Annotated in this window: 23 protein-coding genes and 1 tRNA gene; 16 read left to right on the plus strand and 8 right to left on the minus strand. The window is 47.3% G+C overall.

Translation table 11 applies throughout. From position 1 onward, the window contains the following. Positions 1-21: 21 nt before the first annotated feature. Complete coding sequence (locus L2082_RS05285; protein ID WP_446007997.1) at positions 22-447, minus strand: PilZ domain-containing protein; 426 nt, start codon at positions 445-447, stop codon at positions 22-24. Positions 448-528: 81 nt separating this feature from the next. Between L2082_RS05285 and L2082_RS05290 the strand changes: the two genes are divergently transcribed. After that, entirely contained in the window at positions 529-774 is a 246-nt protein-coding gene (locus tag L2082_RS05290) for a hypothetical protein (RefSeq protein WP_446007996.1), read from the plus strand. A gap of 356 nt (positions 775-1,130) precedes the next feature. Here L2082_RS05290 and L2082_RS05295 read toward each other — a convergent pair whose 3' ends face one another. The 3 genes from L2082_RS05295 to L2082_RS05305 all read right to left on the minus strand — a co-directional run bounded on the left by L2082_RS05295 (position 1,131) and on the right by L2082_RS05305 (position 3,197). Further along, positions 1,131-1,775: a DUF3800 domain-containing protein gene (locus L2082_RS05295; RefSeq protein ID WP_446007995.1), complete on the minus strand. Its 645-nt coding sequence runs from the start codon at positions 1,773-1,775 to the stop codon at positions 1,131-1,133. A gap of 295 nt (positions 1,776-2,070) precedes the next feature. Continuing rightward, positions 2,071-2,146: transfer RNA gene (locus L2082_RS05300), tRNA-Phe, on the minus strand. Positions 2,147-2,213: 67 nt separating this feature from the next. Further along, positions 2,214-3,197, minus strand: a complete 984-nt coding sequence (locus L2082_RS05305; protein WP_446007994.1) for a hypothetical protein — start codon at positions 3,195-3,197, stop codon at positions 2,214-2,216. Between the two features lie 413 nt (positions 3,198-3,610). On the opposite strand from L2082_RS05305, the gene L2082_RS05310 reads away from it, so the two are divergent. The 11 genes from L2082_RS05310 to L2082_RS05360 all read left to right on the plus strand — a co-directional run bounded on the left by L2082_RS05310 (position 3,611) and on the right by L2082_RS05360 (position 16,860). Next, a complete protein-coding gene (locus tag L2082_RS05310; RefSeq protein WP_446007993.1) occupies positions 3,611-5,248 on the plus strand; it encodes a substrate-binding domain-containing protein in 1,638 nt (545 codons plus the stop codon). After that, positions 5,245-5,925: a 5-bromo-4-chloroindolyl phosphate hydrolysis family protein gene (locus L2082_RS05315; RefSeq protein WP_446007992.1), complete on the plus strand. Its 681-nt coding sequence runs from the start codon at positions 5,245-5,247 to the stop codon at positions 5,923-5,925. The genes L2082_RS05310 and L2082_RS05315 overlap by 4 nt, the downstream gene beginning before the upstream one ends. A gap of 136 nt (positions 5,926-6,061) precedes the next feature. Then, positions 6,062-6,670, plus strand: a complete 609-nt coding sequence (locus L2082_RS05320; RefSeq protein WP_446007991.1) for a 5-bromo-4-chloroindolyl phosphate hydrolysis family protein — start codon at positions 6,062-6,064, stop codon at positions 6,668-6,670. 13 nt (positions 6,671-6,683) lie between these two features. Beyond that, a complete protein-coding gene (locus L2082_RS05325) occupies positions 6,684-7,781 on the plus strand; it encodes a hypothetical protein (RefSeq protein WP_446007990.1) in 1,098 nt (365 codons plus the stop codon). A 240-nt stretch (positions 7,782-8,021) separates the two neighbouring features. Continuing rightward, a complete protein-coding gene (locus L2082_RS05330) occupies positions 8,022-9,164 on the plus strand; it encodes a toxic anion resistance protein (RefSeq protein ID WP_446007989.1) in 1,143 nt (380 codons plus the stop codon). Between the two features lie 19 nt (positions 9,165-9,183). After that, positions 9,184-9,975, plus strand: coding sequence for a lysophospholipid acyltransferase family protein (locus L2082_RS05335; protein WP_446007988.1), 792 nt, complete (start codon positions 9,184-9,186; stop codon positions 9,973-9,975). A gap of 131 nt (positions 9,976-10,106) precedes the next feature. Next, positions 10,107-12,800 (plus strand): outer membrane protein assembly factor BamA, encoded by a 2,694-nt coding sequence (gene bamA, locus L2082_RS05340; RefSeq protein ID WP_446007987.1) that lies wholly within the window; start codon positions 10,107-10,109, stop codon positions 12,798-12,800. Positions 12,801-12,886: 86 nt separating this feature from the next. Then, a complete protein-coding gene (locus L2082_RS05345) occupies positions 12,887-13,624 on the plus strand; it encodes a YkgJ family cysteine cluster protein (RefSeq protein ID WP_446007986.1) in 738 nt (245 codons plus the stop codon). Beyond that, positions 13,614-14,306, plus strand: coding sequence for an HD domain-containing protein (locus L2082_RS05350; protein ID WP_446007985.1), 693 nt, complete (start codon positions 13,614-13,616; stop codon positions 14,304-14,306). The genes L2082_RS05345 and L2082_RS05350 overlap by 11 nt, the downstream gene beginning before the upstream one ends. Positions 14,307-14,411: 105 nt before the next feature. Further along, positions 14,412-15,053 carry an HAD family hydrolase gene (locus L2082_RS05355; protein ID WP_446007984.1) on the plus strand — a complete coding sequence of 214 codons (642 nt, stop codon included), beginning with the start codon at positions 14,412-14,414 and terminating at the stop codon, positions 15,051-15,053. A gap of 202 nt (positions 15,054-15,255) precedes the next feature. Continuing rightward, a complete protein-coding gene (locus tag L2082_RS05360; RefSeq protein ID WP_446007983.1) occupies positions 15,256-16,860 on the plus strand; it encodes a hypothetical protein in 1,605 nt (534 codons plus the stop codon). Positions 16,861-16,947: 87 nt separating this feature from the next. Here the strand turns inward: L2082_RS05360 and L2082_RS05365 are convergent, their stop codons facing one another. Both L2082_RS05365 and L2082_RS05370 read right to left on the minus strand, forming a co-directional pair. Further along, complete coding sequence (locus tag L2082_RS05365; RefSeq protein WP_446007982.1) at positions 16,948-17,232, minus strand: addiction module antidote protein; 285 nt, start codon at positions 17,230-17,232, stop codon at positions 16,948-16,950. Continuing rightward, on the minus strand, positions 17,229-17,417 hold the full coding sequence (locus L2082_RS05370; RefSeq protein ID WP_446007981.1) for a type II toxin-antitoxin system RelE/ParE family toxin: 189 nt from the start codon (positions 17,415-17,417) through the stop codon (positions 17,229-17,231). Before L2082_RS05370 ends, L2082_RS05365 begins: the two co-directional genes overlap by 4 nt. A gap of 335 nt (positions 17,418-17,752) precedes the next feature. Here L2082_RS05370 and L2082_RS05375 point away from each other — a divergent pair, with 335 nt between their 5' ends. The 4 genes from L2082_RS05375 to L2082_RS05390 all read left to right on the plus strand — a co-directional run bounded on the left by L2082_RS05375 (position 17,753) and on the right by L2082_RS05390 (position 21,222). Beyond that, positions 17,753-18,547 (plus strand): HTH domain-containing protein, encoded by a 795-nt coding sequence (locus L2082_RS05375; RefSeq protein ID WP_446007980.1) that lies wholly within the window; start codon positions 17,753-17,755, stop codon positions 18,545-18,547. After that, positions 18,522-18,791 (plus strand): hypothetical protein, encoded by a 270-nt coding sequence (locus tag L2082_RS05380; RefSeq protein WP_446007979.1) that lies wholly within the window; start codon positions 18,522-18,524, stop codon positions 18,789-18,791. Before L2082_RS05375 ends, L2082_RS05380 begins: the two co-directional genes overlap by 26 nt. A 179-nt stretch (positions 18,792-18,970) precedes the next feature. Continuing rightward, a complete protein-coding gene (locus L2082_RS05385) occupies positions 18,971-20,659 on the plus strand; it encodes a DUF262 domain-containing protein (RefSeq protein WP_446007978.1) in 1,689 nt (562 codons plus the stop codon). A 167-nt stretch (positions 20,660-20,826) separates the two neighbouring features. Beyond that, positions 20,827-21,222, plus strand: a complete 396-nt coding sequence (locus tag L2082_RS05390) for a DVU0772 family protein (RefSeq protein WP_446007977.1) — start codon at positions 20,827-20,829, stop codon at positions 21,220-21,222. 76 nt (positions 21,223-21,298) lie between these two features. On the opposite strand, the gene L2082_RS05395 is transcribed toward L2082_RS05390, so the two are convergent. Both L2082_RS05395 and L2082_RS05400 read right to left on the minus strand, forming a co-directional pair. After that, positions 21,299-23,461, minus strand: a complete 2,163-nt coding sequence (locus L2082_RS05395) for an META domain-containing protein (RefSeq protein ID WP_446007976.1) — start codon at positions 23,459-23,461, stop codon at positions 21,299-21,301. Positions 23,462-23,701: 240 nt separating this feature from the next. After that, positions 23,702-25,627, minus strand: a complete 1,926-nt coding sequence (locus tag L2082_RS05400) for an ATP-binding response regulator (RefSeq protein ID WP_446007975.1) — start codon at positions 25,625-25,627, stop codon at positions 23,702-23,704. Positions 25,628-25,861: the final 234 nt, after the last annotated feature.

Here is a 25,861-nt window from a genome sequence, read left to right on the forward strand (position 1 = left end):
GCAGACCTGGATTTTACTCTTTCAGGCCAGCGGAAAAGAATAATTTATTAGCGGGAGTGTATTCTCATACATGATAAGACCGTCCTCCTGCGTAAAAGAGATATCTTTCAGTGATTCTCCTCCCAGCAACTCAGGATCATCGGCAAACGAGGCCACCACGGTCTGAAGCAGGAGAAAACTATCAATCTTCATGGAGATAAATTTCAAGGCCATACCTGTCTCGTTGACCCTGACAGCCGAACAAACCGCTCGTATCGCTCCGGCTTCTCTGGATTTTGCCTGCTTCAAATCAATGACACAGACATCACCAGCCTTCTGCTCGTAAAACCCTTTTACATAAAGCCCACTCAGGCTGAGATTATTGGCAAAATGCCTGTACCTGCGCACTCCGAAATCCAGACGTATATCCAGCAAGATATCTACCCGGGTACTTTGACGCCTATCCATTGTATGTTGCATAATTATTGCCCGCCAAGAAGAACTGAGAACTCTCCCTCTTTTCACCTATCGCCAGCATTTGCAAGTAGCATGCCGCTATCCTCTGTAATTTTTCATAAAAAAACAATAAAGCACATATATTCCATTTCAGCCAGCAAAAAACGCCTCAGCCACAGCACACAACGAGACCATACAGCAAACAAAAAAGATTACAGGAGAGAAAAAAATGAAGGGAAAAACAAGGGATCAAAATGGACAAAAAATGTCAGCAACAACCAAAAATTGTCAACTTTTGGATGCGCCAGCATTCTCTTTTTACCAGTTGGTCTCAGCTGATATATTTTATGTTTAAACAGGTTGCGATTGAACCAATATCAACCGGATAGTATTCAAATTTAAAAGTGAAGGACTGAAGGAGGGAATGAAGGGCATAACAGAGGATAACCTATTGATACTCAAGATAATAAAAACCATGAACACCTTTCATTAACTTCCTATAGGGGAATGCGCTCTATATCCACTCGGTTTTCAAGTTTGAAGCGCAGTTGAAAAACTCTCTTTACAACCCTGCATGAACAGCTTAATATATGGTTAGTGAAAGGTTCCTCCCTGATGACAAGAAACCAAGGGTTTCTTCTGAAAGGATAGTCGGGGGGGTCGAATCGGGCAGCTTTCCAGGAGGCTGCCCGTTTTTATATCTCCAGCTCGCTCTTTATCCCTTCCCGCAACGCATCATAGAAAACACTGCCCCCTGATTCCCATTTCCTGAATATTGCCCAGTTGCAATAATCCGCAAGCTGTAACCCCATATTTGACATTGAGGCATGATGCAGCACCCGGAACCGGCAGCCTGAAGGCACCATTCTTTTCAACACGGTCTTGACCGCCTTTTCTACAGCAGCCCGTTTCTTCTTTATCGGTATACTGTCAGTAATCACGATCAGCTCTTTCATACCGTCCAGCTCTTCCCGCTCTTGTTCCGCAACATGCCGGATCAGGTGCCCCAACATCCGGGGATAAAACTCTTCAGAAGCCTGCAACGCCGGAGCGATTTTGCTTTTCTCCACTATGAGCGAATCTATCCGCAAATCTGCAATATTCTCCTTGATGATCCCGAACACCCGCTGCCGAACATGCCGGTTGTCTTTGATGCAGTGGAAATATGAAAAATCAAATCCGTATTCGATGAGGTCGAACTTGTATTTTCCCAATTCATGGCAGACGGTGAAGGGGCGTTTGGTACAAACACTTGTCAAGGTGAAATACTTTGTCCCGGATGCAGCAAAATCCAGATTCCCCCCTTCATCAAGAAAGATGTATAAACAGCCGTTGCTCATGGAGTCCTTGCAGTGTTCGGAAAACAGGAAGCCTCGTTATTATTGCCGGGAGAAATTGAAAGAGGTCTCCGGCAACGCATAGAAGATATTTTTTCAGGGGAGGATAAACAGGAGCGGGTGGCGTGTCAATGGTTCTTCAGTGGGTGAAAAAATACCCCGCCTGGTATCTTTTCAAGACAGAAATCTTGCCCCCATAACCGAAAAAGTGGGGGCAGTGTGGGGGCTGGAGCGTAAGGCACAAAAAAAGGGTTTTAAGTAGATTTTCTGCATCCACCTAAAACCCTTAAATATTCTCTGGTGCCGAGACCAGGATTTGAACCAGGGACACACGGATTTTCAGTCCGTTGCTCTACCGACTGAGCTATCTCGGCACTCAATATTGAGTGGAGACGTTTATATCACATTTCAAATATCCCTGTCAATATATTTTTTGCTCTTTTATCCAAGATCTCCCAAATCAATATCAAAATCATCAAGAGCGGTTCCTGTCTTGGCCTCTGGACCGGATTTATCACCCGCCCCTTTTTTGCCACCTGACGGCTTAACAGGGGTATCTTGATCAAGATTATCCATGTCTAAACCAGAGAGGCCATCGTCTGAGGAACCTGCGTCATCATCACTTTCAAGGCTTAGCTCTCCTATTCCGCCATCATCTGAGCCAGAAGACAGGTCAGGGATATCAAGCCCACTCTCACTCTCCATATCAAGTGAGAGGTCAAGATCGTCAAGGTCATCATCACCGCTATCCAGAGAAAGGTCAAGATCTCCGAGATCATCATCTCCATCGCTATCAAGGGAAAGGTCAAGACCACCGACCTCATCATCTCCATCGCTATCAAGGGAAAGGTCAGAACCTCCTTCTTCGCTATCCCCATCCAGGGAGAGGTCAAGGTCACCGATCTCATCATCTCCATCGCTATCAAGAGAAAAGCCAGTATCTCCTTCTTCGCTATCCCCATCCAGGGAGAGGTCAAGGCCACCGACCTCATCATCTCCATCGCTATCAAGAGAAAGATCAAGACCGCTATCATCTGCATCATCCAATGCCAAATCTATTCCGGCATCATCAGTATCATCTGCGTCCTCCGAATCATCGTCACCAGACAGATCAAAATCAATCTCTCCTCCTGATTCATCGTCTTCCACCTCCTCCTCATCATCAACGAAAAAATCGACTTCTTCCTCGCCCTGGTCCAGCTCTACCTCCTGGTCAAAGCCATCTTCTGTATCGGTCTCTTCATCATATGAGGCCATTTCCTCCGCTTCTGCCTCTGACTCATCAATATCCATTCGCAGAAAATCAGGTACTTCGGCCTTGACTGTAACACCTGACAACGCTTGAGAAATTTTCGATATATCCTTCTTGCAATTCGGACATATCTCCAGTTGATCAAAAGTGATGTAATCACATTTACAGCGCATATTCTTTGCCTACAGTTCTTCTGATTTAAGATATAACATCCATCCCGGCCCAAGGCGAGACAACAAAATATTCAATTAATTCTATTATCAATAGAAACACATCATCCCTGTAAAAATCAAGGCGAAAATGCGAATTCATCATGCAAAGAAGCACAAAAAAGAATCGTGAGGCCAACATCAAGACTTTTTAACAAAAAACTAACTCTTGCTGTTTACCTTACCGGACAAAGGGGAAGATTGGTGCTGATTGTTGTTTTTACAAATGAATAACCCGACGAAGTACTTGACATCCAGGAGTATCAATATATACTTCTTTTACGAACATACTCCCTGCTGTCAGGGGCCAGGATCAATCTCTTGCAATATCTTTTCCGTTATTTTTTCATTCCACCAGCCTCTTTTGGAGAAAGAAAATGAAGCAGTTCTATAAAATCCTTTTCCTGATCAGCCTTATCGTGCCCCTCTTGCTCGGAGGCTGTGATCAAAACAAACCACAATCACAGCAACCCGCTCCCAAAAAAAATCAAAAAGCCCAGGCACCAGCAATTTCCCTGTCCATTGTCTCAGGGTCTGAAAACAAGACTCTGGAACCACTCCTGCAACAGTTCAGCAGGAAGCATAATATCCAGGTCGCCATGCATTATATGGGTTCTGTAGACATAGCCCATGAAATTACTCAGGGGACGCATTCAAAATTTGATGCGGTCTGGCCTGCATCTGGTCTCTGGCTCTCCCTGGGAGATAACCAGGGGATACTACAACACGCCCAATCCATCATGCGCAGTCCGGTGGTCTTTGCGGTTAAAAAATCCATTGCTGAAAAACTCGGCTGGGATAAAAAAGACGTCACTGTTATGGACATCCTTGAAGCCACGGAACGGGGCGATGTCCGCTTTGCCATGACCTCGGCAACCCAGTCTAATTCTGGTGCATCCGCCTTTTTGGCCTTTCTCTCTGCCTTTGCCGGATCTCCAGAAGTATTAACAGCAGAACACCTCAGCGATCCAGAGGTTACAAACAAGATAAAACGCTTTCTCAACACAGTCAACCGCTCTTCAGGCAGCTCAGGCTGGCTCATGGAAATGCTGCTCAAAGAATACTTGTATTATGACGGCATGGTCAATTACGAATCAATGGTCATTGAGCTGAATAAAAAACTGGCCCCAGGACAAGAACCCCTCTATGCAATCTATCCTGTGGATGGTCTTTCCATTGCTGACAGCCCGCTGGGCTTTATCAACCGGGGCGATACGGCAAAAGAGAAGGCCTTTCTCAAACTTCAGGAATATTTGCTCAGCCCTGCGGTTCAGGACAAAATCCAGTCGCAGGGACGACGAACCGGCCTGGTGGGCATGCAGGCAGATGCAGCAAAAAGCGGGGTGTTCAATCCTGAATGGGGTATTGATATCCAGCGCATCCTCAATCCCATCAGAGTACCTGCTGTTCCAGTGGTAGAGGAAGCCCTGAACCTGTACCAGACTTCTTTCCGCAAGCCATCCCTTACAGCCTATGTCCTTGACTACTCAGGAAGTATGCGGGGCAACGGGATTGAACAGCTGAAAAAGGCCATGCGCACCTTGCTGGATCAGAAAATTGCCCAACAATTCCTGCTCCAGGCATCGCCCAACGATTTCACCATTGTTATTCCTTTTAACAATCAGGTCATTGATACCTTTCAGACACAGGGTAATGACCCTGCTGAACTGAGAAAGCTGCTCCATAAATTGGAATCCCTCCAACCCGGCGGCGGCACCAACATGTATCTTGCAGCGGCCCGTGCCATGAAGGTTATGAAGAGCTATGCGGATTCAGGCAAATATCACGCCTCAGTCATTGTGATGAGCGACGGGGTAAGTGAAGGCAGCCTGCAGCAGTTTAACGCCATGCTGAAGAATAACGATATAGGAAAAGATATTCCAGTATTTACCATTCTTTTCGGCAAGGCCCAAAAAGAGCAGATGCAGAAATTGGCGGAGGCCATGTCAGGCCGCATGTTTGATGGTCGTGCTGATGTGATAAAAGCGTTCAGAGAAGCTAAGGGGTATAATTGAACACTGTAAAACTATCGCCACCGAAAAAATCAAAGGCACTGGGTTGCCTGTACCCAATGGTTAGAGAAATTATAGCTGGTTTCGGAGCCATATTCGTCTTTCTCCCGTTGAGTATATTTATTTTTATTAAAGATATACTTGACGGCTCCGAAAAAAGTGTTTTATGGATACTGGCGTTTGCCCTGTCGCTTGGTACCTACTTCGGTATTCGACATCTCTTTCCGCCTCTGTATAAAAAAGTCGAAGTGGAACTGCCGGAAGATCTTTCCAAAGATACCTTCATTGCCTTCCTGAAGACCTGCTCAGAAAATCTTACGCTGCTGAAAAAGGATGCGGAATCCATCAACAAACTGCCTTTCCGAAGTACCGTACTTCACCTCTGTCAACTCGGTGATGAATTGCTGGTCAACTTTGAAAAAGTTCCTCGGAATGCGCAGGTCGCTCAGACTCTCCCTGATCGTTTATATCGTCTTCATGAGATGCTTATCGGATATCTTGATCTGTCCACCCAAAGAAACCAATCCCCCCAAACCATGCGTGCCATTGACAATACGGAAAAAGCTGTGATAAAGGCTGTTGCCAAGTTTGAGCAACTTCACCATCGCCTCCTGGAAAATAACGCTATGGATCTGAGCACCAACGCCAAGACCTTAGATGATCTGCTTGATTTTGACTGAAGGAAAAAAACATGCGGTATCCAGCTGAGGTGATGTCAGAACAAATGTTTGAAGGTTATGCCGATATTCTCAAAGCATTCAGGAAGGCCAAGGGGTATAACATAACATATCAGGCTCTCCTGACGAGGAGAATATAGTGAACAATTATTATACGTTAATTAAAGAAATTGTATCCGGATTCGGTGCGGCATTCACCTTTCTGGTGCTAGAACTGAAGATATCTATCATGCCTTGGTGGCTTTCCTTCAGTCTTGCTGTGTGCAGCTATGTTGGCATACGGCTGATCTATCCGCCTGAGTATAAAAAAGTCCTGGCCGAGCTGCCTGATAACATTTCACCGGAAGAGTTTACACAGTATCTTTCCCGATGCAGGCAGGTTCTTTCTCTGCTCAGAAAAGATGCGGAAGCGATCAGGCAGATGTCTTTTAAAAAAACAGTGCTTCGTCTCTGCGAACTCGGCGACGAGCTGGTACTGAATTTTGAGAAAGATCCTGAAGACGTACAGGTTGCACAAACCTTACCGGATCGTCTGCAACGACTCCACGAGGTGCTCACCGGTTATCTTGATCTGGAAAATCAAAAAAATCAGTCCCCACAGACAATGCGAGCATTGAAGGAAACAGAAAAGACTGTTACCAAGGCTGTTACCAAATTTGAGCAGCTCCACCATCGCCTGTTGGAAAATGATGCTATTGACCTGAGCACCAACGCTAAAACCTTGGATAATCTGCTTGACTTTGATTGAAGGAGAAGAAGCAATGCAAAAATTTTTAGGACTTATCATTCTATTAATTGTGGCGGGGGTAGCAGGGGTCTTTCTGCTCGACAAAGAACACATTGAAGACGCAGGCACCCTTGTTCCCTCTCTTGGAAACAAAAAGGCTGAGATCATGCTTGTCGGCAAGGCCGGTTCCGAAAAGATAGACTTTCTTCAATCGGAAAAGATAAAAGATCTGCTCCTTGATCACGGCCTGCAGGTTAATGTGCGCAAGGCAGGCAGCGTGGAAATGATGGGGGAGACCACAGGCCTGGATTTCCTCTGGCCGGCCAGCCAAGTCAATGTGGATTTTTTTACCGGCTCTGGTGGTCGTGCTCTGGCCACGGAAAATATCTTCAACTCACCCATTGTTATTTATTCCTGGGATATTATCACCAATGCTCTGGTCAAAAACGGTATTGTTGAGCATAAAGAAGGAGTAAACTATATTGTTGATCTGCCCAAGCTCCTTGCGCTGATTGTTGAGTATAAAAGCTGGAAAGATATAGGCCTTAACCAACTCTACGGCAAAATGATCATTCGAACCACAGATCCCACCAAGAGCAACTCCGGCAATATGTTTGCCGCCCTTGTAGCCAATACCCTGAACAACGGTGAAGTGGTTACGACCGGAACCATTGACAGCGTACTGCCTGATGTGAAAAAATTCTATGCCCGTCTGGGCCATATGGAGCGTTCCTCTGCTGTACTTTTTAATATGTTCCTCCAGCAGGGAGTTGGGGCTTATCCCCTTATTGTTGGTTACGAAAATCAACTGGTGGAATATTCTCTGGAGCATGAAGAGGCGTTGGATCTCCTCAGAAAAAAAGTACGGATTCTCTATCCTGTACCTACTATTTGGGCCACCCATCCCTTTGTTGCCCTGACGGAAAACGGCAAAAAGATGATCCAGGTTCTCAAATCTCCAGAGGCCCAGGAACTTGCCTGGGAACGACACGGATTCCGCAGCGGGCTTATGGGGGTTGAAAACGATCCATCAGTCCTGGAGGTGGTCGGCCTTCCCCGGAGCATAGATGCGGTCATGCCTGCACCCAGCGCAAAGGTGATGAGAAAAATCACTGCGAATCTCAATATGTAACAAGTTATCAGCATGAACAGGCCTGGCAATTTCTCAAAAAATATGATGATAAAATGTGGAGCCTGGTTGACTGCTCCAGTCTTGTTGTTATGCAGGAACGCTGTATCAGCCAAGGATTTACCACCGATCATCACTTGGAACAAGCTGGCTTCGTGCGACTGTTAAAGTAACGCTTGAGAACTCTATTTTATATCATCGGCAAACGATGCGGATCATACATCCTTAACAAGAGAGGAGAAAATGGACAATTTACCGGCTCTGTCCTTATCAGGTCAGAAAAATGACTTGCTGTATACAAAGCTTGAACAGAAATCATCCAAAAAAATGCAGGCAGCCAGAGATATGGCACCAACCCTTGATTTCAGCAGGACCCAGTCCGTGCTGGCATTCGGAGTGAGCGACCAGAAAGGTCTGGTGGATTTCACTGACTCTGTGCTGACTAATATCAGGGCTGGCGATGCCGGGCCTGCCGGACATCTCATGGCAGATCTTAAAGGGAAAATTTTAGATCTTGATGTGCGCGGTCTGCCCAAGAGCGCAGGAGGAAAATTCAGTGCCTTTCTCGGCGGAATTCCGGTCATCGGTGGCTGGATGTCGTCCAAATTTGATGACGCCCGAGCCTTTATTAGGCGTTACGAGACCCTTAAGGTGCAGATTGATGCCATTGCGAAAAAACTGGAGGCGGAAAAAGCGAATCAGATTCAGCATGTCAACCGTCTGGACACTCTGTATGAACGCAATGAGGAATATTTTGATGCCCTGGAGATAACTATTGCGGCTGGCGAACTCAAGCTGGTAGAAATGGAGCAGCAGTTCGAGCAACAGCGCCAGACCCTTGCATCTCAGGAAACAGTGGATGCCAAGGAATTACAAAACCTGAAAGATTTTGGTGACAGCATTCAAGCCCTTGATCGTCGCTTGTATAACCTGAAACTCGCCCGTGCCTCAGCAATCACCTCCGGCCCCACCATCCGGGTTGCTCAGGAAGGTTCCAAGGCCATTGTTGAGATGATTCAGGACTCCATTCTGATGATGATCCCGGAATGGAAAAAACAACTGGTTATCGCCATCTCTTTATTTGATCAAAAAAAGGCAATGGCTATGGTGAACGAAACCAGAGATATGACCAATAATCTGATGATGTCCACGGCTGATATGCTGGGACAAACCCAGGCAGAAGTAAAAAAAGCCCAGGGAGAAGGGTATGTGAAGGTGGAAACCCTGCAAAAAATGACAGACAAACTGGTGCAAACTATTGATCAGGGTATTCAAATGGATGCCCAAAACAAGCAGAAGCGGGCAGAAGGTGTCCAGAAGCTTGCCGAAGCCGAAGGAAAACTCAAAGAGGCCTTGAAAGCGGCTAACGAATCCGTTACAGCCTAACCCAATTATGTAACCCACTATGTCTCCTGTTCAATTTTTTCGATCTCTTATTGCCTACCTGACCATTCCACCGCTGACTCTGGCAGTCTGCCTGAGTGCCTTTGCAGATGTTCATTGGTTTCGTAAGTCAAAAGCAAAGGCACAGATTTTTCCCAGAACCTGGGGGAAACTGCTTTGTCGAATCGCCAACATTAAGGTTCGGGTAGAAGGCCAGGAGCATCTTGATCCTGCCAAACCCTATATTTTTATTGGAAACCATGCCAGTATGGCTGATATTATGTCCTTTTCCGGCTATATCTCCCATGATTACCGCTGGATTGCCAAAAAGGAGCTTTTCGCCATTCCGATCTTCGGTTCTGGTATGCGGGCAGTGGATTATATCTCCATTGATCGCTCACGGGGCAGAGAGGCTGTGAAAAGCCTCAACCATGCTGCAAAACGCATTGCTGGCGGAGCCTCGGTTATCCTTTTTCCCGAAGGAACCCGCAGTACTGATGGTCACCTGCAACCCTTTAAAACCGGTGCTATTATGCTGGCTCTCAAGGCCGGGGTCGATGTTGTCCCGGTGGGATTTAACGGTACTCATCAGGTTTTACCCAAGGGCAAACTGCTGTCACGGGGTGGGAATGTGGTGCTCCGCATCGGCCAACCGATATCGACCAGGGATTTCAAGGCAAAGGATAAACAGATGCTGGCCGAACTCCTGCACCAAAAGGTAGCCGAACTCCTGGACGAATGTCATCTTCCTCTGCCGGAACCGAAATCCGATTCAAAACCGAATGCGCAAGCCATCCCGGCTGACGTAGCTTGATGTTGAGAGAGAATAGCCAGAGAATTTTCCGGGAAACGAGTATTTCTTTGCAAAAAAAGAGGAACATGGCATAATGGCCGTATCTCCTTAAAAAAGATGTTGTTTTATCATTAACTACACAGGAATACCCTATGAGTCATCCATTGCAAACACAATCCATTGTGAAAAAGGCCACAGGCTTATTGCTTTTTTTTCTCTTTCTTTTTGCCATTAGCACAGCTTCAGCCATTGCCCAGCAGACACAACAAATTGAGCAGAACACTGTTTTCCTGCCCCTGAAGATTAACGCTGAAAACAGCGAGACCATAGGCCAGCGGGTTGACCTTGCTCTGGAAGGTGGATTACGGGATAAAGATCTGATCATGCTCTCCCGGTTTGAGGCTGAACAAGCACTGGACTATAGCGGCCCATGGCCTCCTTCTCCTGCGGCACTCACCAAGGTGGCAGAAAACGCAGGAATGGATTATGTGGCTGTTGGTAGCCTGACCATGCTTGGTGAGCATATTTCCGTTGACATGCAGGTCATTGATCTCCTTAAGCCGGAATCACCCCATTCCTTGTATCGCGAAGGGAGTTCACTGTCTGAGATACACTTTATTATGAAGAGTATCTTAGTGGATGTGCTCAGCTACACCAATCGGGAATTTATTGTCTCTTCAATCACCCCTGAAGGAAATAACCGCATTGATTCCGGGGCAATCTTGCGAAAAATATCGACAAAACCAGGTGATCAGTATAGCCCGGATGCCCTGCGCAAAGATTTAAAACGGGTATTTTCCATGGGCTTTTTTGATAATGTTGAAATTGAAGTTAATGACTCAACAGAGGGGAAAAAAGTCATCTTCCGGGTGCAGGAAAAGCCCCTTATCAAAACAATCACTTTTACCGGCCTGGATAAGATTGAGGAAGAAGATATCCGCGATGCAGCTAATATCCAGGTAAACACCATCCTCAATCCGGCCGAACTCAATAATGCGGTCAAACGGATCAACGGACTCTACAGAAGCAAAGGATATTACGGTGCCCAAAGCAAATTTACCCTGGACCACCCGGATGAGCATTCTGTGGATGTGCAATTCATTATTAACGAAGGCGAGAAGATGTCCATATCCGGCATCCGCTTTGTTGGTAATGACTCCTTTAGTGCAGATGAGCTGGAAGACGAAATCCAAACCGCAACCTGGAACTGGTACTCATCCTGGATCACTGAGGCTGGAACCTTAAAATTAGATATCCTGGAACAGGATGCTGCTCGTTTGGGGGCTTTTTATAATAATCATGGATTCATAGAGGCCAAGGTCGGCGAACCAGACGTGGAAAAGGCTGGAGAGGATCTCTATGTCACTTTTACCATTCAGGAAGGCCCTCGTTATCAGGTAGGAACTGTGGAAATCCAAGGCGATCTGATTAAAGACCGGGGTGAGATGATTGACCTTTTGCAGGTACGCAAAGAAAGGTTCCTCAACAAAAAAATTCTGCGCGACGATGTGATACGACTCACGGATCTCTATGCGGAACATGGTTACGCCTTTGCCGATATCCGGCCCCAGGTTGAGAAATCTGAAACAGGTAAACGGGTCAATATCACCTTTCAGATCGACCAAGGGGAGTTGGTCAGCTTTAACCGGGTGAAGATTCAAGGGAACACCCGAACCAGAGACAATGTTATTCGTCGCGACCTGGTAGTGGAAGAAGGCGGAATTTACGACTCAAAAGCCATTCGTACCTCTACCAACCGACTACAACGTTTGGGATATTTTGAAGATGTCAGAGTCATTCCGCAGGAAACCATAAATAACGATCAAATGGACGTTATGGTTGCGGTCAAGGAAAAGCCAACAGGTCAGTTTAGTATTGGAGCGGGGTATTCCTCATCAGACAAACTCATGTTCATGGGAGAAATCTCAGAAGACAACTTCCTCGGCCTTGGTACCCGCCTGGCCTTTGCTGCCAACCTCAGCGCAGTCAGCAATAAATTTAACCTTTCCTACACCGATCCCCGTATCTTTGACTCTAATGTTTCAGCAGGAATTGACGCCTTTAACTGGGAGCGGGAATACACAGACTATACCAAAGGTGCAACCGGTGGTGGTCTGCGTTTTGGCCATCAATTCTTTGAAAAGTGGCGCATCTACTATGGATACACCTGGACAGACACCGAGTTGAGCGATATCTCCGAGGATGCCTCAGCCTATATCCTTGAATCGGCCAAAATCAACATCACCAGTGCGGTTCGCCTCTCCTTTGTCCGTGACACCAGAGACCGCCGCTTCAATGCTACCTCCGGTTCCAAGCATAGCCTGAGTATTAAATATGCTGGTGGCCCACTGGGCGGTGAAGCTGCCTATACCAAACTGGAAGGCTACACCAGCTGGTTTTTCCCCCTGCCCCTTGATCTGGTCTTCCATACCAAGCTCGCTGCTGGTCAGGCCTTTGAGAATGAAGATGGCAAGCTGCCGGTCTATGATAATTTTTATCTCGGCGGTATGAACTCCATTCGCGGTTTCAAATCTTCAACCATCAGCCCCATTGATCCGACTAACGATGAGAAATACGGTGGCGATAAGATGTGGTTCTCCAATATTGAAATATTTTTTCCACTTCTTACCGATGCAGGGGTTCGCGGAGTGGCCTTTCTTGACTTCGGTAACGTCTACGACATAAACGATGACTGGGATTTCGGCAATATCAAAAAATCAACCGGACTCGGTATCAACTGGCTCTCCCCAATGGGACCGCTTCGCCTGATCTGGGGGTATAACCTTGATTCCCAGGAAGGGGACGAGGATGCCCAGTGGGATTTCGCCATGGGCGGGAGTTTCTAAAGGGGAACGAAGCATTTTTAATCCGGTAGGGACACGGCATGCCGTATCCCTACGGCACCCCATAAACACGACGATTTCTCTAAAACATGAACGATCATAATCTTCCCGAATATTGCAGTGCTCTGAACGAAAACGAAAAATTTTGTTTTGCCTGCCATCCCGAGGTTCCCTGCTTCAACGAGTGCTGCCACCAACTGGACTTGGTTCTGACCCCCTATGATGTTCTGCGTCTCAAGAATAAACTCCATCGCCATTCTGGTATGTTTCTGGAGCAGTTCGTTATCATTGAATGGGAAAAAGGCATGCTCTTTCCGGCCTGTTACCTGACTATGGTTGATGACGGTAAGGCCAGCTGTGTTTTTGTCAAAGACTATGGCTGTCGCGTTTATGAAGATCGGCCAGCAGCCTGCCGGGCCTATCCTGTGGGGCGAGGTGTCTCCTGTAAACAGGACGGGACCATTCAGGAACAGTTTGTTCTGCTCAAAGAACCCCATTGTCGCGGTTTCGAGAAAGGCGAAGAATTCACCGCTACTGAGTACTTCAAGGATCAGGGGTTGGAAGAGTATAACCGCTATAATGATAAGATGACGGAACTTCTCCAGCATCCCAAAATCCAGGCAGGATTTCGTCCAACCAAAGAGCAGGCCGAGCAATACATCATGGCCCTTTATAATCTGGACACCTTTCGCCAGGAGCTGAAGAACGGCGATATCAAACTGAACAAACCATTATCACCCATGGAGCAGCAGACCATGGAGACCAGCGATAATGTTCTGCTCCTCATCGCCATCCGTTGGCTGATCCAGGAATACTTTGGCGAGTAAGGAAGAAGAAAGCCGGGAAGCCGCCGGAGAACCAGCTGTTGCGGTGGAACTGCTGGAGGCCCTGCACAGGATCAGTGCCCGCTACTGTCTTGAGGAAGGCGGTTCACACGGACCGGACCATAGCGAGCGGGTTTTCCACACCGCTATGAGCATAGGCGACAAGATGGGTGCCCGCCTGGACATTATCGCTCCAGCTGCCCTGCTCCATGATATCGGGCGCAAGCAGGAGAGCAGCAGCAAAGGCAAGGTCTGTCATGCTGAGCTGGGAGCAGAAATGGCAGAGCCGATTCTCCGCGACTTAGGATATTCCACAGCAGACCGGATCACAATCTGTCACTGTATTCATGCCCACCGTTTTCGCAGCAGCATTTCACCGAAAACACGCGAGGCAAAAATTCTCTTTGATGCAGACAAACTGGACTCCATCGGAGCCATCGGCATTGGCCGGGCCTTTCTCTTTGCCGGGCAGATCGGGGCCCGGCTCCATAATGCAGAGCTTGATCCGGCGCACACAGAAACTTACTCCACTGAAGATACCGCCTACCGCGAGTTTCAGGTCAAGATGTCCAAGGTTCGGGAGCAGATGCTCACGCCCTTGGGGCGGCAGATCGCCGAGCGACGGCACGCCTTTATGGAGACCTTTTTCAGCGAACTGCATCGTGAGATTTACGGCTCAGAGTAGGGGCAAATCCCTGTGTTTGCCCTTTCATTCCGGGCAGGCACAGGGACCTGCCCCTACGTAATTCTCCTGTCCCTCTTTTTTCAAACAACCATCAGGAAATACCCCATGTTGAAACTGGTTATTTTTGATTGCGACGGCGTTATGTTCGATTCCCGAGATGCGAACCGGGCCTACTATAATCATATGTTAGAAGCCTTTGACTGCCCGCTCATGAATGAGCAGGATCTTGGGTATGTCCATATCCATAATGTCTTTGATTCGGTCAACCATATCTTCCGTAATCATCATCAGGTGAATATAGCTGAAGTGGAAAAGTACCGCCAGCAGCTTGATTACAGTTCGTTCCTCAAATACATGACCATCGCCCCTGATCTCAAGGAATTCCTCCAGGTCATCACCCCGAAATTCCATAGAGCCATTTCCACCAATCGGACCAATACCATGGACCTGATTCTGGATATATTTGGTCTGCGGGACAGCTTTGAGATCGTCATGACCGCCGCCAACTCGCCCCGGCCCAAGCCTGCCCCGGATGCTCTGCACATCATTCTCAAGCATTTCGGCCTGTCAGTGGATGAGGCCATCTTTATCGGGGACTCCACAGTGGATCGCGATCATTGCGCCTCCGTGGGCATGAAGCTGATCGCCTTTCAAAATCCGCAGCTTGAGGCAACGTATCATGTGGATACTTTTATGGAGATTTTGGATTTACCGGAGTTTAAAAGAATCTTGACGCTGTCCGGGTAGCGGGATTTTTTACGTAACGGCGAAGGATTTAAAATTGCATCTTTTGCTGAAAATTTTGTATTGTCGTGTTTGGTTTGCGCAGTGTTATATTCCGGTGCAAGCAAAAGGATGTGCCGGAACAGTTGTCCTCGACTGAAATCGTGGAAGGAAACACTGTTCACAATCGCCAACAAGATGAAAGAAAAAGGAAATACTTACCACTATGCGCCACTTTCACTCCTACGGCCCGGTGGACTGCCGGTATCATTTCTGTGTCCAACGTACAGGACTGATCGCTCAAGGTGTCGAGCAGCTGGTCGGCATACCCGAACAAGGCGGTCATTACTTTACCATCTGGGCACCGCGCCAAACCGGCAAAACCTGGTTGATGCGGCAACTGAAAAAAACAATAGCCGAGCAGTACCCGGAACAGTTTGCCCTGTTGCATTTTTCCCTGGGAGGCCTTCGTGGCGTCGGAGTTGCCCGTGATGAGGGAACTGACGCCGTTCAGTTCCCGACAGACCTGGGAGAGCTTGTGCAGGAATGCTTTCCCGGAGCACCGTCTGTTGCGGGCTGGAAAGATCTGCGGCAGCTGTTTTCTAAAGAGCACGGCATATGGGACCAGCCGCTCATTCTACTGATCGATGAAGTAGACACCCTGCCGCCGCTGCTACTCGACGCACTGGTGGCCCAATTCCGGGAACTCTACCTTGCCCGTGAAAACAATCATCTGCATGGACTGGCCCTGGTCGGGGTGCGGGCGGTGCTGGGCATTGAAAGCCGGAGGGGATCGCCCTTCAACATTCAGAAGTCCCTGCATGTGCCCAATTTTAGCTTTGCGGAAACAGCGGAACTGTACCGGCAGTATCAGGAGGAAAGCGGTCAGGAGATCGACCCGCAGCTGGTTGAGAAGGTACACAGAGTGACGAATGGCCAGCCGGGTCTGGTGTCCTGGTTCGGCGAACTGCTCACGGAAACATACAACCCCGGACCAGACCGCCGCATCGGCCCGGAGACCTGGGAAATGGTCTGGCATAAAGCCCGCTTTGCCGAGCCAAATAACACGGTCATGAACCTGATCGCCAAGGCCAGAATACCGGAGTACCAACCTTTTCTCCTTAATCTTTTTTCCCGCTCCGACTTGCCGTTTTCCTTCCATGATCCAATCTGTAATTACTTGTACCTCCACGGCATCATAATCTCAGAAACCATTCGCAATGGTACCGGTGAGCTTACTGAAATTTGCTCTTTTTCTTCGCCCTTTATTCAAACCTGTCTGTATCATGCCTTGAGCAGGGAAATCCTCAATGATCGAAAAGCCATTCTCGCTCTGCCGCCGCTGGATGACTTGGCCGATGTTTTTTCCGGCCCACAGCTTGACCTGCCTGCTTTGCTGCAACGCTACAAAGACTACCTGTACCGCCTCAAAGAACAGGGGGTAAATCCCTGGAAAGAACAGCCCCGCCGTCGTGCTGACCTGCACTTAACTGAAGCAGTGGGCCACTTCCATTTATTCAGCTGGCTTCAGGAGGCTATAACACGACGTTGCGTAGTCAGCCCTGAATTCCCCACCGGTAATGGCAGGGTGGATATTCATCTTCGTTGCGACGAGCGTCGGGGTATTATTGAGGTAAAAAGTTTTACAGACCGTTACCAGATTGCTGCTGATCAAAAGCAGGCTGCAGAATATTCGGCCGACCTCGGGCTTGACAGCGTGACCGTGGCCCTGTTTATTCCTGTGCTGGAAGAAGATGTGCTGAAACAATTGTCCTCCACTGAGGTTGTGGAAGGGGTTACGGTTAGTGTTATTGCTATCGGATGGATGTAGAGATTAATCTGTTCACCACCGTGCTGGCGGTCGCCTGAGTTTTGCCTCTGGGTATATCGTAAACACCGTCCTGAATTTCTGATCACCTCAAACAATCGACAGCTTGCACCCCAAAGCCTCTACAACCTTTTTAACCGTCTCGAATCTCGGAGAACCGCCTTCAGACAGTGCCTTATAGAGGTTCTGACGACTTAAATTGGTTTTACGAGCTATTTCGCTGATTCCCTGAGATCTCGCTACCTGCCCGAGAGCCATCATAAGCTGCTCACTGTCTCCTTCCTCAAAGGAAATTTTAAGATATTCTCTGATAATTTCAGGGCTATCTAGATATTCTGAGGCATTCCATTTTTTCGTGGTTATTTTCTTCATCATTCCTGCACCAGTTCGATCATAATGTTTCTGGCCCGTTCAATGTCCTTGCGCTGGCTTGCTTTATCACCGCCGCACAGCAGAAAAACAACTTTGCGGTTCTTGATTGTATAGTAGGCTCGGAAGCCGGGGCCAAAAAAGAAACGTAATTCAAACAAGCCAGCGGTCAAAAATATCTGTTGTTTCAATTTCGTATTTCATGCTTTCACTGTCGCACAAAAAAGACATTTTGTCAATAGGCTACTGAAAAAACACTTGTTATTTTTTGGATGCTGCCTGAGTCAGCAATGTTTTTTACGTAATGACGGGAATTTTAAATTGCATCTTTTGCTGAAAAGTTTGTATTGTCATATTCGGTTTGCGCGATGTTATATTCCGATGCAAGTAAAAGGATGTGCCGGAACAGTTGTCCGTGACCGAGGTTGTGAAGTGGGTACGGTGAGTATACTGCCACACAACCTGTAACTTCAATGAATTCAATGGGGCCGACCACATAATTAACTCATTATACTTATAAGGAAGAATGATGGGCAAAGAACTGACTTGGCGAAAAGCAATTGAAAGAATACTCCAAGATGCCGATGGAGTTATGCATTATAAAGATATAGCTGAAAAAATCGTGAGTGAGGGATTGCGCCAAAACGTTGGAGCTACCCCTTCTGCTACCGTTAGTGCGAATCTTGCAACATCTATTGCCAATGATGGCGAAAAATCACCTTTCCAAAAAGTGGGGAGAGGTGAATATATTCTTCGTGAAAATGCAAAAAAGGTTAAAATAAAGAGGCTACCTGGCGAGGAGACATTAGAAGAGGCTACTGATAAAGAAAGTCAATATGAGATCATATCTTCATTCGGGATGTTTTGGCGCCGTGACTTTGTCGATTGGAATTCAACACCAAAAATACTTGGAATGCAGCAGTTAGGTGCATCCCCAGTTGATTTCTACAACCAAATCGGCATATATTTGCTCTATGATGGTAGAGAAATTATTTATGTAGGTAGATCAACAAATAGACCTCTGGGCAGACGTCTTTATGAACACACGGCTGACAGGCTTTCAACGCGATGGGATCGATTTTCGTGGTTTGGTTTGTTACCGGTATCTGACAAAGGCCAATTGGGCAAGCTTCCCGAGGAATACTCCGCCCCGAAAATTGTTCCGGCTTTAGAGGCTATTCTTATAGAGTCATTGGAACCGCGCCAAAACAGGAAAAGAGGCGATGATTTATCTGCCGTTGAGTATCTTCAAAAGGAAGACCCGGAAATTGATCGTAAAAAGAAAAAGGCACTTCTTGAGTCCGCACTATCGAAAGTATAACTTTGCTACTCCAGGAGAACGGCAAAAAATAGACCGCCGCTTTAAGCAACCCGTTACTCTGCAATCTTTGAGCTTGCTACTGCAACAAGCTCTCACAGCGGGAAAAAATCATCCTGCAAGAGGAGAATCCCTCGCTGCAAGGGGAGAAAATCTTCCCGAAGCGGCGAAAATCACCCTGAAGCAGGAGAAAGAGGCTTCGGAGCAGGCAGAACTCATCCTGGAGCAGGAAAAAGTCGTTCTGTAGCGGGAGAAAATGGTTCTGTAGCACTGCAACGCCATTTTTGCCGCCTGCACCAACATATCTTCCGAGAATTTTCTCCCTTCAACCCAATCCAGGAGAACGTCATTTCTGCGTCGTACCACTCTACCGAAGAACACCCGAAACTTTACCTGAATCATAAGGAAAAATAAGAGACGCCTCCCATGAACTTCAACACCGCCAACAACACCTTCCGCCAACTGATGGGCAACGGCCTGCTCTACCGAGTCCCAGCCTTTCAGCGGGATTATTCCTGGTCAGCAGACGAATGGGACGACCTTTGGCAGGATTTCCTTGCTCTGCACACGACCGATGAGGAACCCAGCCATTACATGGGCTATCTGGTTCTGCAATCCGCTGACAGCAAATGCTTTGACATCATTGACGGCCAGCAACGCATCACCACCATCAGTATCATCCTGCTGGGAGCGATCTCCCTGCTCCATGATCTAGCTAAGACAGACGCCATCAACGATAAACGGGCAGAGCAGCTGCGAAATTCTTATATAGGCTACCTGGACCCGGTCACCCTGACAGCAAAATCCAAGCTGACCCTGAACCGGCATAACGACCGCTTTTATCAGGATTATCTTGTTCCACTTGAACAACTCCCCCAACGGGGCCTGAATGCCTCGGAACATCTCCTGCGCAAGGCCTTTCTTTGGTTCAAGGCACGGCTGAAGGCGGATCTTGAAGCAAGCGGCGAAGCCATTGCAGGCTTTGTCGATCAGACAGTAGACCGCCTTTTCTTTACAGTCATCACTGTGACCGACGAACTCAATGCCTTTAAGGTCTTTGAGACCCTCAACGCCCGAGGGGTACGCCTATCTGCTACAGATCTCCTGAAAAATTATCTCTTTTCCGTGATCAGCAAGGAGGGTACACATTCCTCGGAACTGAAGACCTTAGAAGAACGCTGGGAGAGCATTATCGGCCTGCTCGGCAGTGACAACTTCCCTGAATTTCTAAGGGTCTTCTGGAACAGCGGTCATAAGCTGGTCCGTAAGGCCCATTTGTTCAAAACCATCCGCCAAGCCGTGCCTGATCGTGGACAGGCATTCGCCCTGATTCGTGATCTGGACCGTCATGCCCGGATCTACGCTGCCCTGAGAAATCCTCTGGATACCTCCTGGGAACGGGATGAACGAAACTGGCTGCAACAACTCCAGATGTTCAATGTCCGCCAGCCGCTGTCCCTGCTTTTGGCTGCCTTTGACCGTTTCGGTGATGCGGATCGCAACAGCTTTAAGCAAACCCTCCGGGCCGTGACCATGCTCTCCTTCCGCTATAACGTCATCTGCGGCCTACCAGGCAATGAGCTCGAACGGGTCTATAATGCCATTGCCATCCGGCTCACCGAGAGAACGCTCACCTCTGCCCGAACGGTTATCACAGAGCTTCAGCCTATCTATCCCCAAGATAAAGTTTTCAAACCCGCCTTTGCTGATAAATCTTTACGCACAAGCAACAGCCGAAACCGGAAGGTTGTACGCTATATCCTGTTCGAGCTGGAACGCTGCTGTTCCAAGACAAGCTATGCCTTGGACGACGCTACCTATACCATTGAACACATCCTGCCGGAGCATCCTGAACAGGGCTGGGATGCCTTTGATGACCGCCAACACGAGAACGGCGTCTATCAGCTGGGCAATATGACGCTTCTGACCGCAGCAGCTAACCGAGAATTGGGCAATGTACCCTTTCAGGGAAAAAAAGCTGTATATGCGGCAAGTGAATTCACCATAACTCAGGGGATCAGCAGACGTTATGAAAAATGGACACCTGAGAGCATTGCCTCCCGGCAAAACTGGATGGCAGGCAAGGCCGCTACCATCTGGAACATCTCCTTTTAAGCTCCCCTTCCCCTTCTTACGTTATCGATAATTCTCGCTTATCTCTTCCCTTTAGTGCGCCTCCACCTCGAATACCGGCATCTTCCAAAGAATCCCATTTGACTTTATCTTTTTATTTGATAATAATAATTATAATGAATTGATAAAAACATACAGGGAGGTGCCCTATGTTAAGCCTTACAGAACTCCGAAAGAACAGAACATTGGTGAATAGCATTGATTGGGCCATGACTCCGGAAAAAGCCGTGGAAATGTATCTGGAATGGGGAACAGGCTGGGTTCGTGGTAATGATTTTGTCTCAAGCTCTGATGATGAAAGCTATTATTTTGTCATCTATGATTGGGAAACAGAGCCACCACTGGTTACGCTCGTTCATCGCACCCTGGAAGGTGCTGAGGAATTGGCAAAAATTGAAGTTCCTAAAGAACTCTTTGATGCTGCCTGCAAAGAAGATGGAAAACGGCCAGGCGGGACGGTTCATCGCTTAAACAGAGGACTTCAGGACTGGCTCAACTCCCGGATTCAAGGACCGCCTGTTGAATTTTTCGGGACGGAACAGTAAGATTGGATTCGTTTCAGATAAAAGCTGGCTGACGACGCCGCTGAAGAACATTTGGCGACGTCGTCCTGGATTCTATCTACATACCATTACATCGGGCAAGACATCTGCCCTTGCATTGCTCCGGCTTTCCAACACATCTTTCCCGACACATCTCCTGACAGCATAGCCGTTTATCAAGAGTGCTTGTCAGCGGATCTCTTAATCGCAACACATTCGATCCTTTCGTAATTGTTGCAGCACAAATATTCAGCTGGCCCTGTCCTTTTCCGGTACGAAATTCGGAACCGGAAACAACAATTTTTTCCCCGACTTCAAAATGAAGTACCTCTTGACATTGCGCCATCAAATTCTCAGGAAATACATGGACAACATAGGTTCCGGCTGAGGTTTGCACGTCAAGCTGCAACCCTCTTTGATTCGTCCAAGAAGGTGAGTTCATTTCTACCTTTCTGACCTGCCCGTTAATCTCTGCGAGCGGAGGAGTCTTCCACGGTTGATTACATGATGATTCACTGACCGGAAAGGCCTGAACAGCTTCCCGTGCCTCTGGGCCTGGGCTTGCTGACTCTGCTTGTACATTTTCTCCAAGAACCTTCTCACCATCATCCTGCGATTCCGGTGGAACCGCATCATCTGAGGAAATATCCGGGTTCGCAGCCTGATCGCCGATTTCGTGAGTCGTCGTAGGGTCAGACTGAAGTTCCTGCTCGTCTTCATCTGTTTCAATACTGTCTGTTTCAGAAATATCCGGTTCTGGAATCTCTGATTCAGGAATGGGAGGCGGTTCGACCTCCTTCTCTTCACTATCTTGCACCATCGGTTGCTTACTAACCTCTCCAGCTGATTCTTTTTCCACTGCTTCAGGTACAGATGCAGCTTGTTGCACCTCTTGCCCATTCTTTGAGGTAAGCTGAGATGATGCTATGGAAGCGGTCGCCTCTTCCTCCTGATTGCTTTGCGTGGCTGACGATTGCTCAGCACGTACAGCAGAGGGGTTCTCCGCCTCTTTATCTCCCGTCATCTTGTCTTCATCACCGGAAGCGACAGGAGGAGTATCGCCTTTGTCCTCCTGTTTATTTTCGCCAGTCGGTTCCGGTGTTTTTGGAGCAGAAGTGGAACTCATGGCTTCGGCAGACTGACCAGTTCTGCCACCTACGGCAACCTTCTTTGTCGGCTTCAGTACTGATATCTTACGGGGATCCGAATGCTCATGACCAGATTCTTCAGGAAGGGGTAACTTTTTCTCTATATTCTGTTTCTCGGGAGCGAACGAAACAGAAGCGGGGACAGATCCTCCGGTTGCTACACTATGGCTTCTTGACAATTCAATATCATCAGAAAGAATATCTCCCTGCTCGGGCGACGGATATCTGAAATCCAGATCGGTCAATTGCCGGGAATAACGCAAGCGGGCCAACACCTTACCACGTCGATCATAAAGGCTCAGAATATCACCTCTGATGTTATATCTTCGCGTATTATCCAGGGCCTGCAAAAAGGCATCTTCAACTTCCATACCAAGAGGACAGGCCATACGGGTTGATGTAATCCGACTGAACACAAAATCATTATCAGCAAAAAGCCAGCTGCCGGTAAAGTTATTACATCCGGCAAACCCCTGAATCAGCTGCTCACCGCTTTGCACCTTCAGAAAAGGCGGCCTGCTCACGCTCTCAGGGGCTAAGGTTTTTCCTCCCACTTCAATCAGGTACCAGCGATTATTGGCAATCGTGGCTATTCGGCGTGCTTTTCCTGTACAGGAGCGGTACGGATCAATATTGACGGAATAAACCGGAATCAGACGATCCCCTCTTCCTGCATGAGCAGAGACACGCATATCCAGAGTAACAAAAAGAGGTTCTGAACGGCCATGAAGGATATTCTGATAGGCCTGCTCCACTTCAGCCAGGCCTCCCATCTTGCTGACCAAGGGAAAGCTCGCCCCGCTCAGACACTCCCGGAATATTCCCCGCCCACGTTTACGGCTGTACATCCCCTGCATACGGACTACGCCCTGATAGCCTGGCTCTGTATTGGTCAAGGTAAAGTTATATCGGAGCAAGGGGGGCATCATACCACCGGAAACCTTGATAAGCTTCAGGGTCTTTTTTCCTGTGACCGCCAACACTCGAAGAGCCCTGTCATAGCTCAACAGGCGCACAATATTTTTTTCCTTGTTATAGCTCCATGCCCCGATCTCAGCCTGAACCGGTGCATTAAGAGGTTTTTTTCTTTGCATCTGAAGGAAATAGAGACCGTCTGGGCGTAAAACCAATTCAAACGATGTGGGTGGGCACCGCTTCAGTGCAAGATCAGCTTGAAAGACAGCAGGAAGAGGATGAATGAATGATTGTGTGGTCTCCTTTTGAATATATTTTTGCTGGGGAGCACATCCTGCCAACAGCAAGATAAGGAAAGAAAAAATACGGAGGTATAAAGGCATGGTCTTACGTAATGTGAGTTGACTGATAATAATGCGTTATGAATCTTCAAAAGCGTTTTTCACAGCCTGCCCCAATTGCTCAGTGGAGTAGGGTTTTTTGATAAAGCCATTTGCTCCTAACTGTAAGGCAGCCTTCACGGCCTTGCTATCAGAGAAACCACTGACAATAATCGCCTTTTGGTCAGGATATATCTGAATGATTTCCCGATAGGTTTCATACCCGTTCATTCCTGGTTCCATTTGCATATCTATGACAATAAGATCAACAGGTTTTTCCATAATATACTTTATCGCCAATTCACCAGAGCAAACCGAATCAACGGTATAACCTATGGACTGCAACATGCGAACAGCAAGATCACGCAACTGGGGTTCATCATCAATAATTAAAATGGTACCGCTCTGTTCAGCTGTTTTTTCCTCTTGCCTGTTCCCCACCAGTACATTTGTTTCTTCCTTACTCACCGGAAAATAGACATGAAATTGCGAGCCTTTTTCATCGCTGGTAACGAATATTTTACTTTCATGATCCTGAACCGTATTCCAAACCACTGCTAAGCCCAGGCCTGTTCCGCTCCGGCCCATTACCTTTTTGGTATAGAAAGGCTCAAAAATATGCTGCAGATCTTTTTCAGAAATACCTGAACCTGTATCTTCTACGCAAAGAACAACATATTCGCCAGCAGTTATCTCATGCTCCAGAGCCTCTTGGTCATCAAGAACCTTATTTGAGGTGGTAATGCGAATAGTCCCTTTATCAACAACAGCTTCAGCAGCATTCGTCACTAAATTCATCAGGCATTTTTTTATATGCAACGGCGAACAAAAAATATCAGCCTGAGTGGCTTCCAATTGATACTCGTATACAATATCTGAATATACCGTATGTATTTCTTTCTGCTCTGGCGAGTCCAGATATTCCTCAATCAATTCATGGAGATTACGTACTTCCTTGGCAACAGCAACACCGCGTGCAACCGTTAACAGATCTGCAACAACCATTGCTGCCCTTTGACCGGATTCTAAAATAGCCTCCAGAGGCCCACGGAGGCTACTGTCCTCAGGTATAGTTTTGAGAAGTAATTCCGGATACCCGATGATTCCAGCCAAAATATTATTCAGATCATGGGCAACACCACCCGCCATCAGGCCTATGGACTCCATCCGTTTTGATCGAAAAACCCGTTCTTCCAGCTTTTTATGATCCCGCAAATCTCTCAGAACAAAGATGGCCCCATGTGTCCAATCTGAGTCATTATAAATAGCAGAGGCAGAGGCAAGAACCGGAATACCTTCACCACTCGCTGTATACAGAGTTGTCTCTGTATTCTGCAAAGGCGCAATCTCTTCATCAATCATAAGACGTTGCAACCAATTCATGCAGATCTCCTCACCCAGGAAGGCATGCAATGGTTGGCCGAGAATATCGTCCTGCTCAGAGCCAACAAGGAACTCACTTCCCTGATTGCAGATTTCAATATACCCTTGAAGATTAATAACAAAAATCGCATCAGTCATGGAAAAGAGAATGTTTTCGAGATAATTCTTGGTCTTTTCCAGTTCAACAGCTTTTTCCAGAGCCTGCTTTTGCTGGTGCAACTGTAAAAAAAAGTTCACCTTGCTGAGCAAAATTTTAGACGCATAAGGTTTTGTAATAAAATCAACGGCTCCAGAATCATACCCCTTAAAAACATGATAATCATCATGATAAACAGCTGATAAAAAAATAATGGGGAGATTTTCTGTTTTAGGATCGCAACGGAGCAATTCAGCCAATTCATAACCGTCTATATCAGGCATCTGCACATCCAGTATAGCCAGCGCAAAGTCATTATGCAGGGTTGCCTTGAGAGCATCATTGCCATGAGTTGCCTGAACAAACTCCACATTAAGGTCATCCAGAACCTTTCTCAAGGTGAACAGGTTCTGTTCCTTATCATCGACGATAAGTATCTTTTGCATAAGAGGCTCGTTCTGTTATAGGGCTAGCAAAGAAATATCTGCCGAATGTGAAATTACTTTTATCACGAAAAAAGGTAAAAAAAAATAAATTTACTCTATAATAAGCTCAACCCAACTTTGCGATACCGAGAAAATAATCCTTTTGAAATCAGCATGTTAAGTGTTTTGGCAATTCGTTCTTGGCACCACAGATTTTTTTATTTTCATTTTTTTTCTTACTGTCCCGCCAGGATA

This window comes from Candidatus Electrothrix sp. (assembly GCF_052785085.1).

Bases quoted from the DNA above. Each gene is read 5' to 3' on its own strand.
- L2082_RS05355 (WP_446007984.1), top strand. From the start codon at position 14,412: ATGTTGAAACTGGTTATTTTTGATTGCGACGGCGTTATGTTCGATTCC.
- L2082_RS05345 (WP_446007986.1), top strand. From the start codon at position 12,887: ATGAACGATCATAATCTTCCCGAATATTGCAGTGCTCTGAACGAAAAC.
- L2082_RS05360 (WP_446007983.1), top strand. From the start codon at position 15,256: ATGCGCCACTTTCACTCCTACGGCCCGGTGGACTGCCGGTATCATTTC.
- L2082_RS05330 (WP_446007989.1), top strand. From the start codon at position 8,022: ATGGACAATTTACCGGCTCTGTCCTTATCAGGTCAGAAAAATGACTTG.
- L2082_RS05375 (WP_446007980.1), top strand. From the start codon at position 17,753: ATGATGGGCAAAGAACTGACTTGGCGAAAAGCAATTGAAAGAATACTC.
- L2082_RS05390 (WP_446007977.1), top strand. From the start codon at position 20,827: ATGTTAAGCCTTACAGAACTCCGAAAGAACAGAACATTGGTGAATAGC.
- L2082_RS05310 (WP_446007993.1), top strand. From the start codon at position 3,611: ATGAAGCAGTTCTATAAAATCCTTTTCCTGATCAGCCTTATCGTGCCC.
- L2082_RS05395 (WP_446007976.1), bottom strand. From the start codon at position 23,461: ATGCAAAGAAAAAAACCTCTTAATGCACCGGTTCAGGCTGAGATCGGG.
- bamA (WP_446007987.1), top strand. From the start codon at position 10,107: ATGAGTCATCCATTGCAAACACAATCCATTGTGAAAAAGGCCACAGGC.
- L2082_RS05305 (WP_446007994.1), bottom strand. From the start codon at position 3,197: ATGCGCTGTAAATGTGATTACATCACTTTTGATCAACTGGAGATATGT.
- L2082_RS05285 (WP_446007997.1), bottom strand. From the start codon at position 447: ATGGATAGGCGTCAAAGTACCCGGGTAGATATCTTGCTGGATATACGT.
- L2082_RS05400 (WP_446007975.1), bottom strand. From the start codon at position 25,627: ATGCAAAAGATACTTATCGTCGATGATAAGGAACAGAACCTGTTCACC.
- L2082_RS05335 (WP_446007988.1), top strand. From the start codon at position 9,184: ATGTCTCCTGTTCAATTTTTTCGATCTCTTATTGCCTACCTGACCATT.
- L2082_RS05325 (WP_446007990.1), top strand. From the start codon at position 6,684: ATGCAAAAATTTTTAGGACTTATCATTCTATTAATTGTGGCGGGGGTA.
- L2082_RS05385 (WP_446007978.1), top strand. From the start codon at position 18,971: ATGAACTTCAACACCGCCAACAACACCTTCCGCCAACTGATGGGCAAC.
- L2082_RS05295 (WP_446007995.1), bottom strand. From the start codon at position 1,775: ATGAGCAACGGCTGTTTATACATCTTTCTTGATGAAGGGGGGAATCTG.
- L2082_RS05365 (WP_446007982.1), bottom strand. From the start codon at position 17,232: ATGATGAAGAAAATAACCACGAAAAAATGGAATGCCTCAGAATATCTA.
- L2082_RS05290 (WP_446007996.1), top strand. From the start codon at position 529: ATGCCGCTATCCTCTGTAATTTTTCATAAAAAAACAATAAAGCACATA.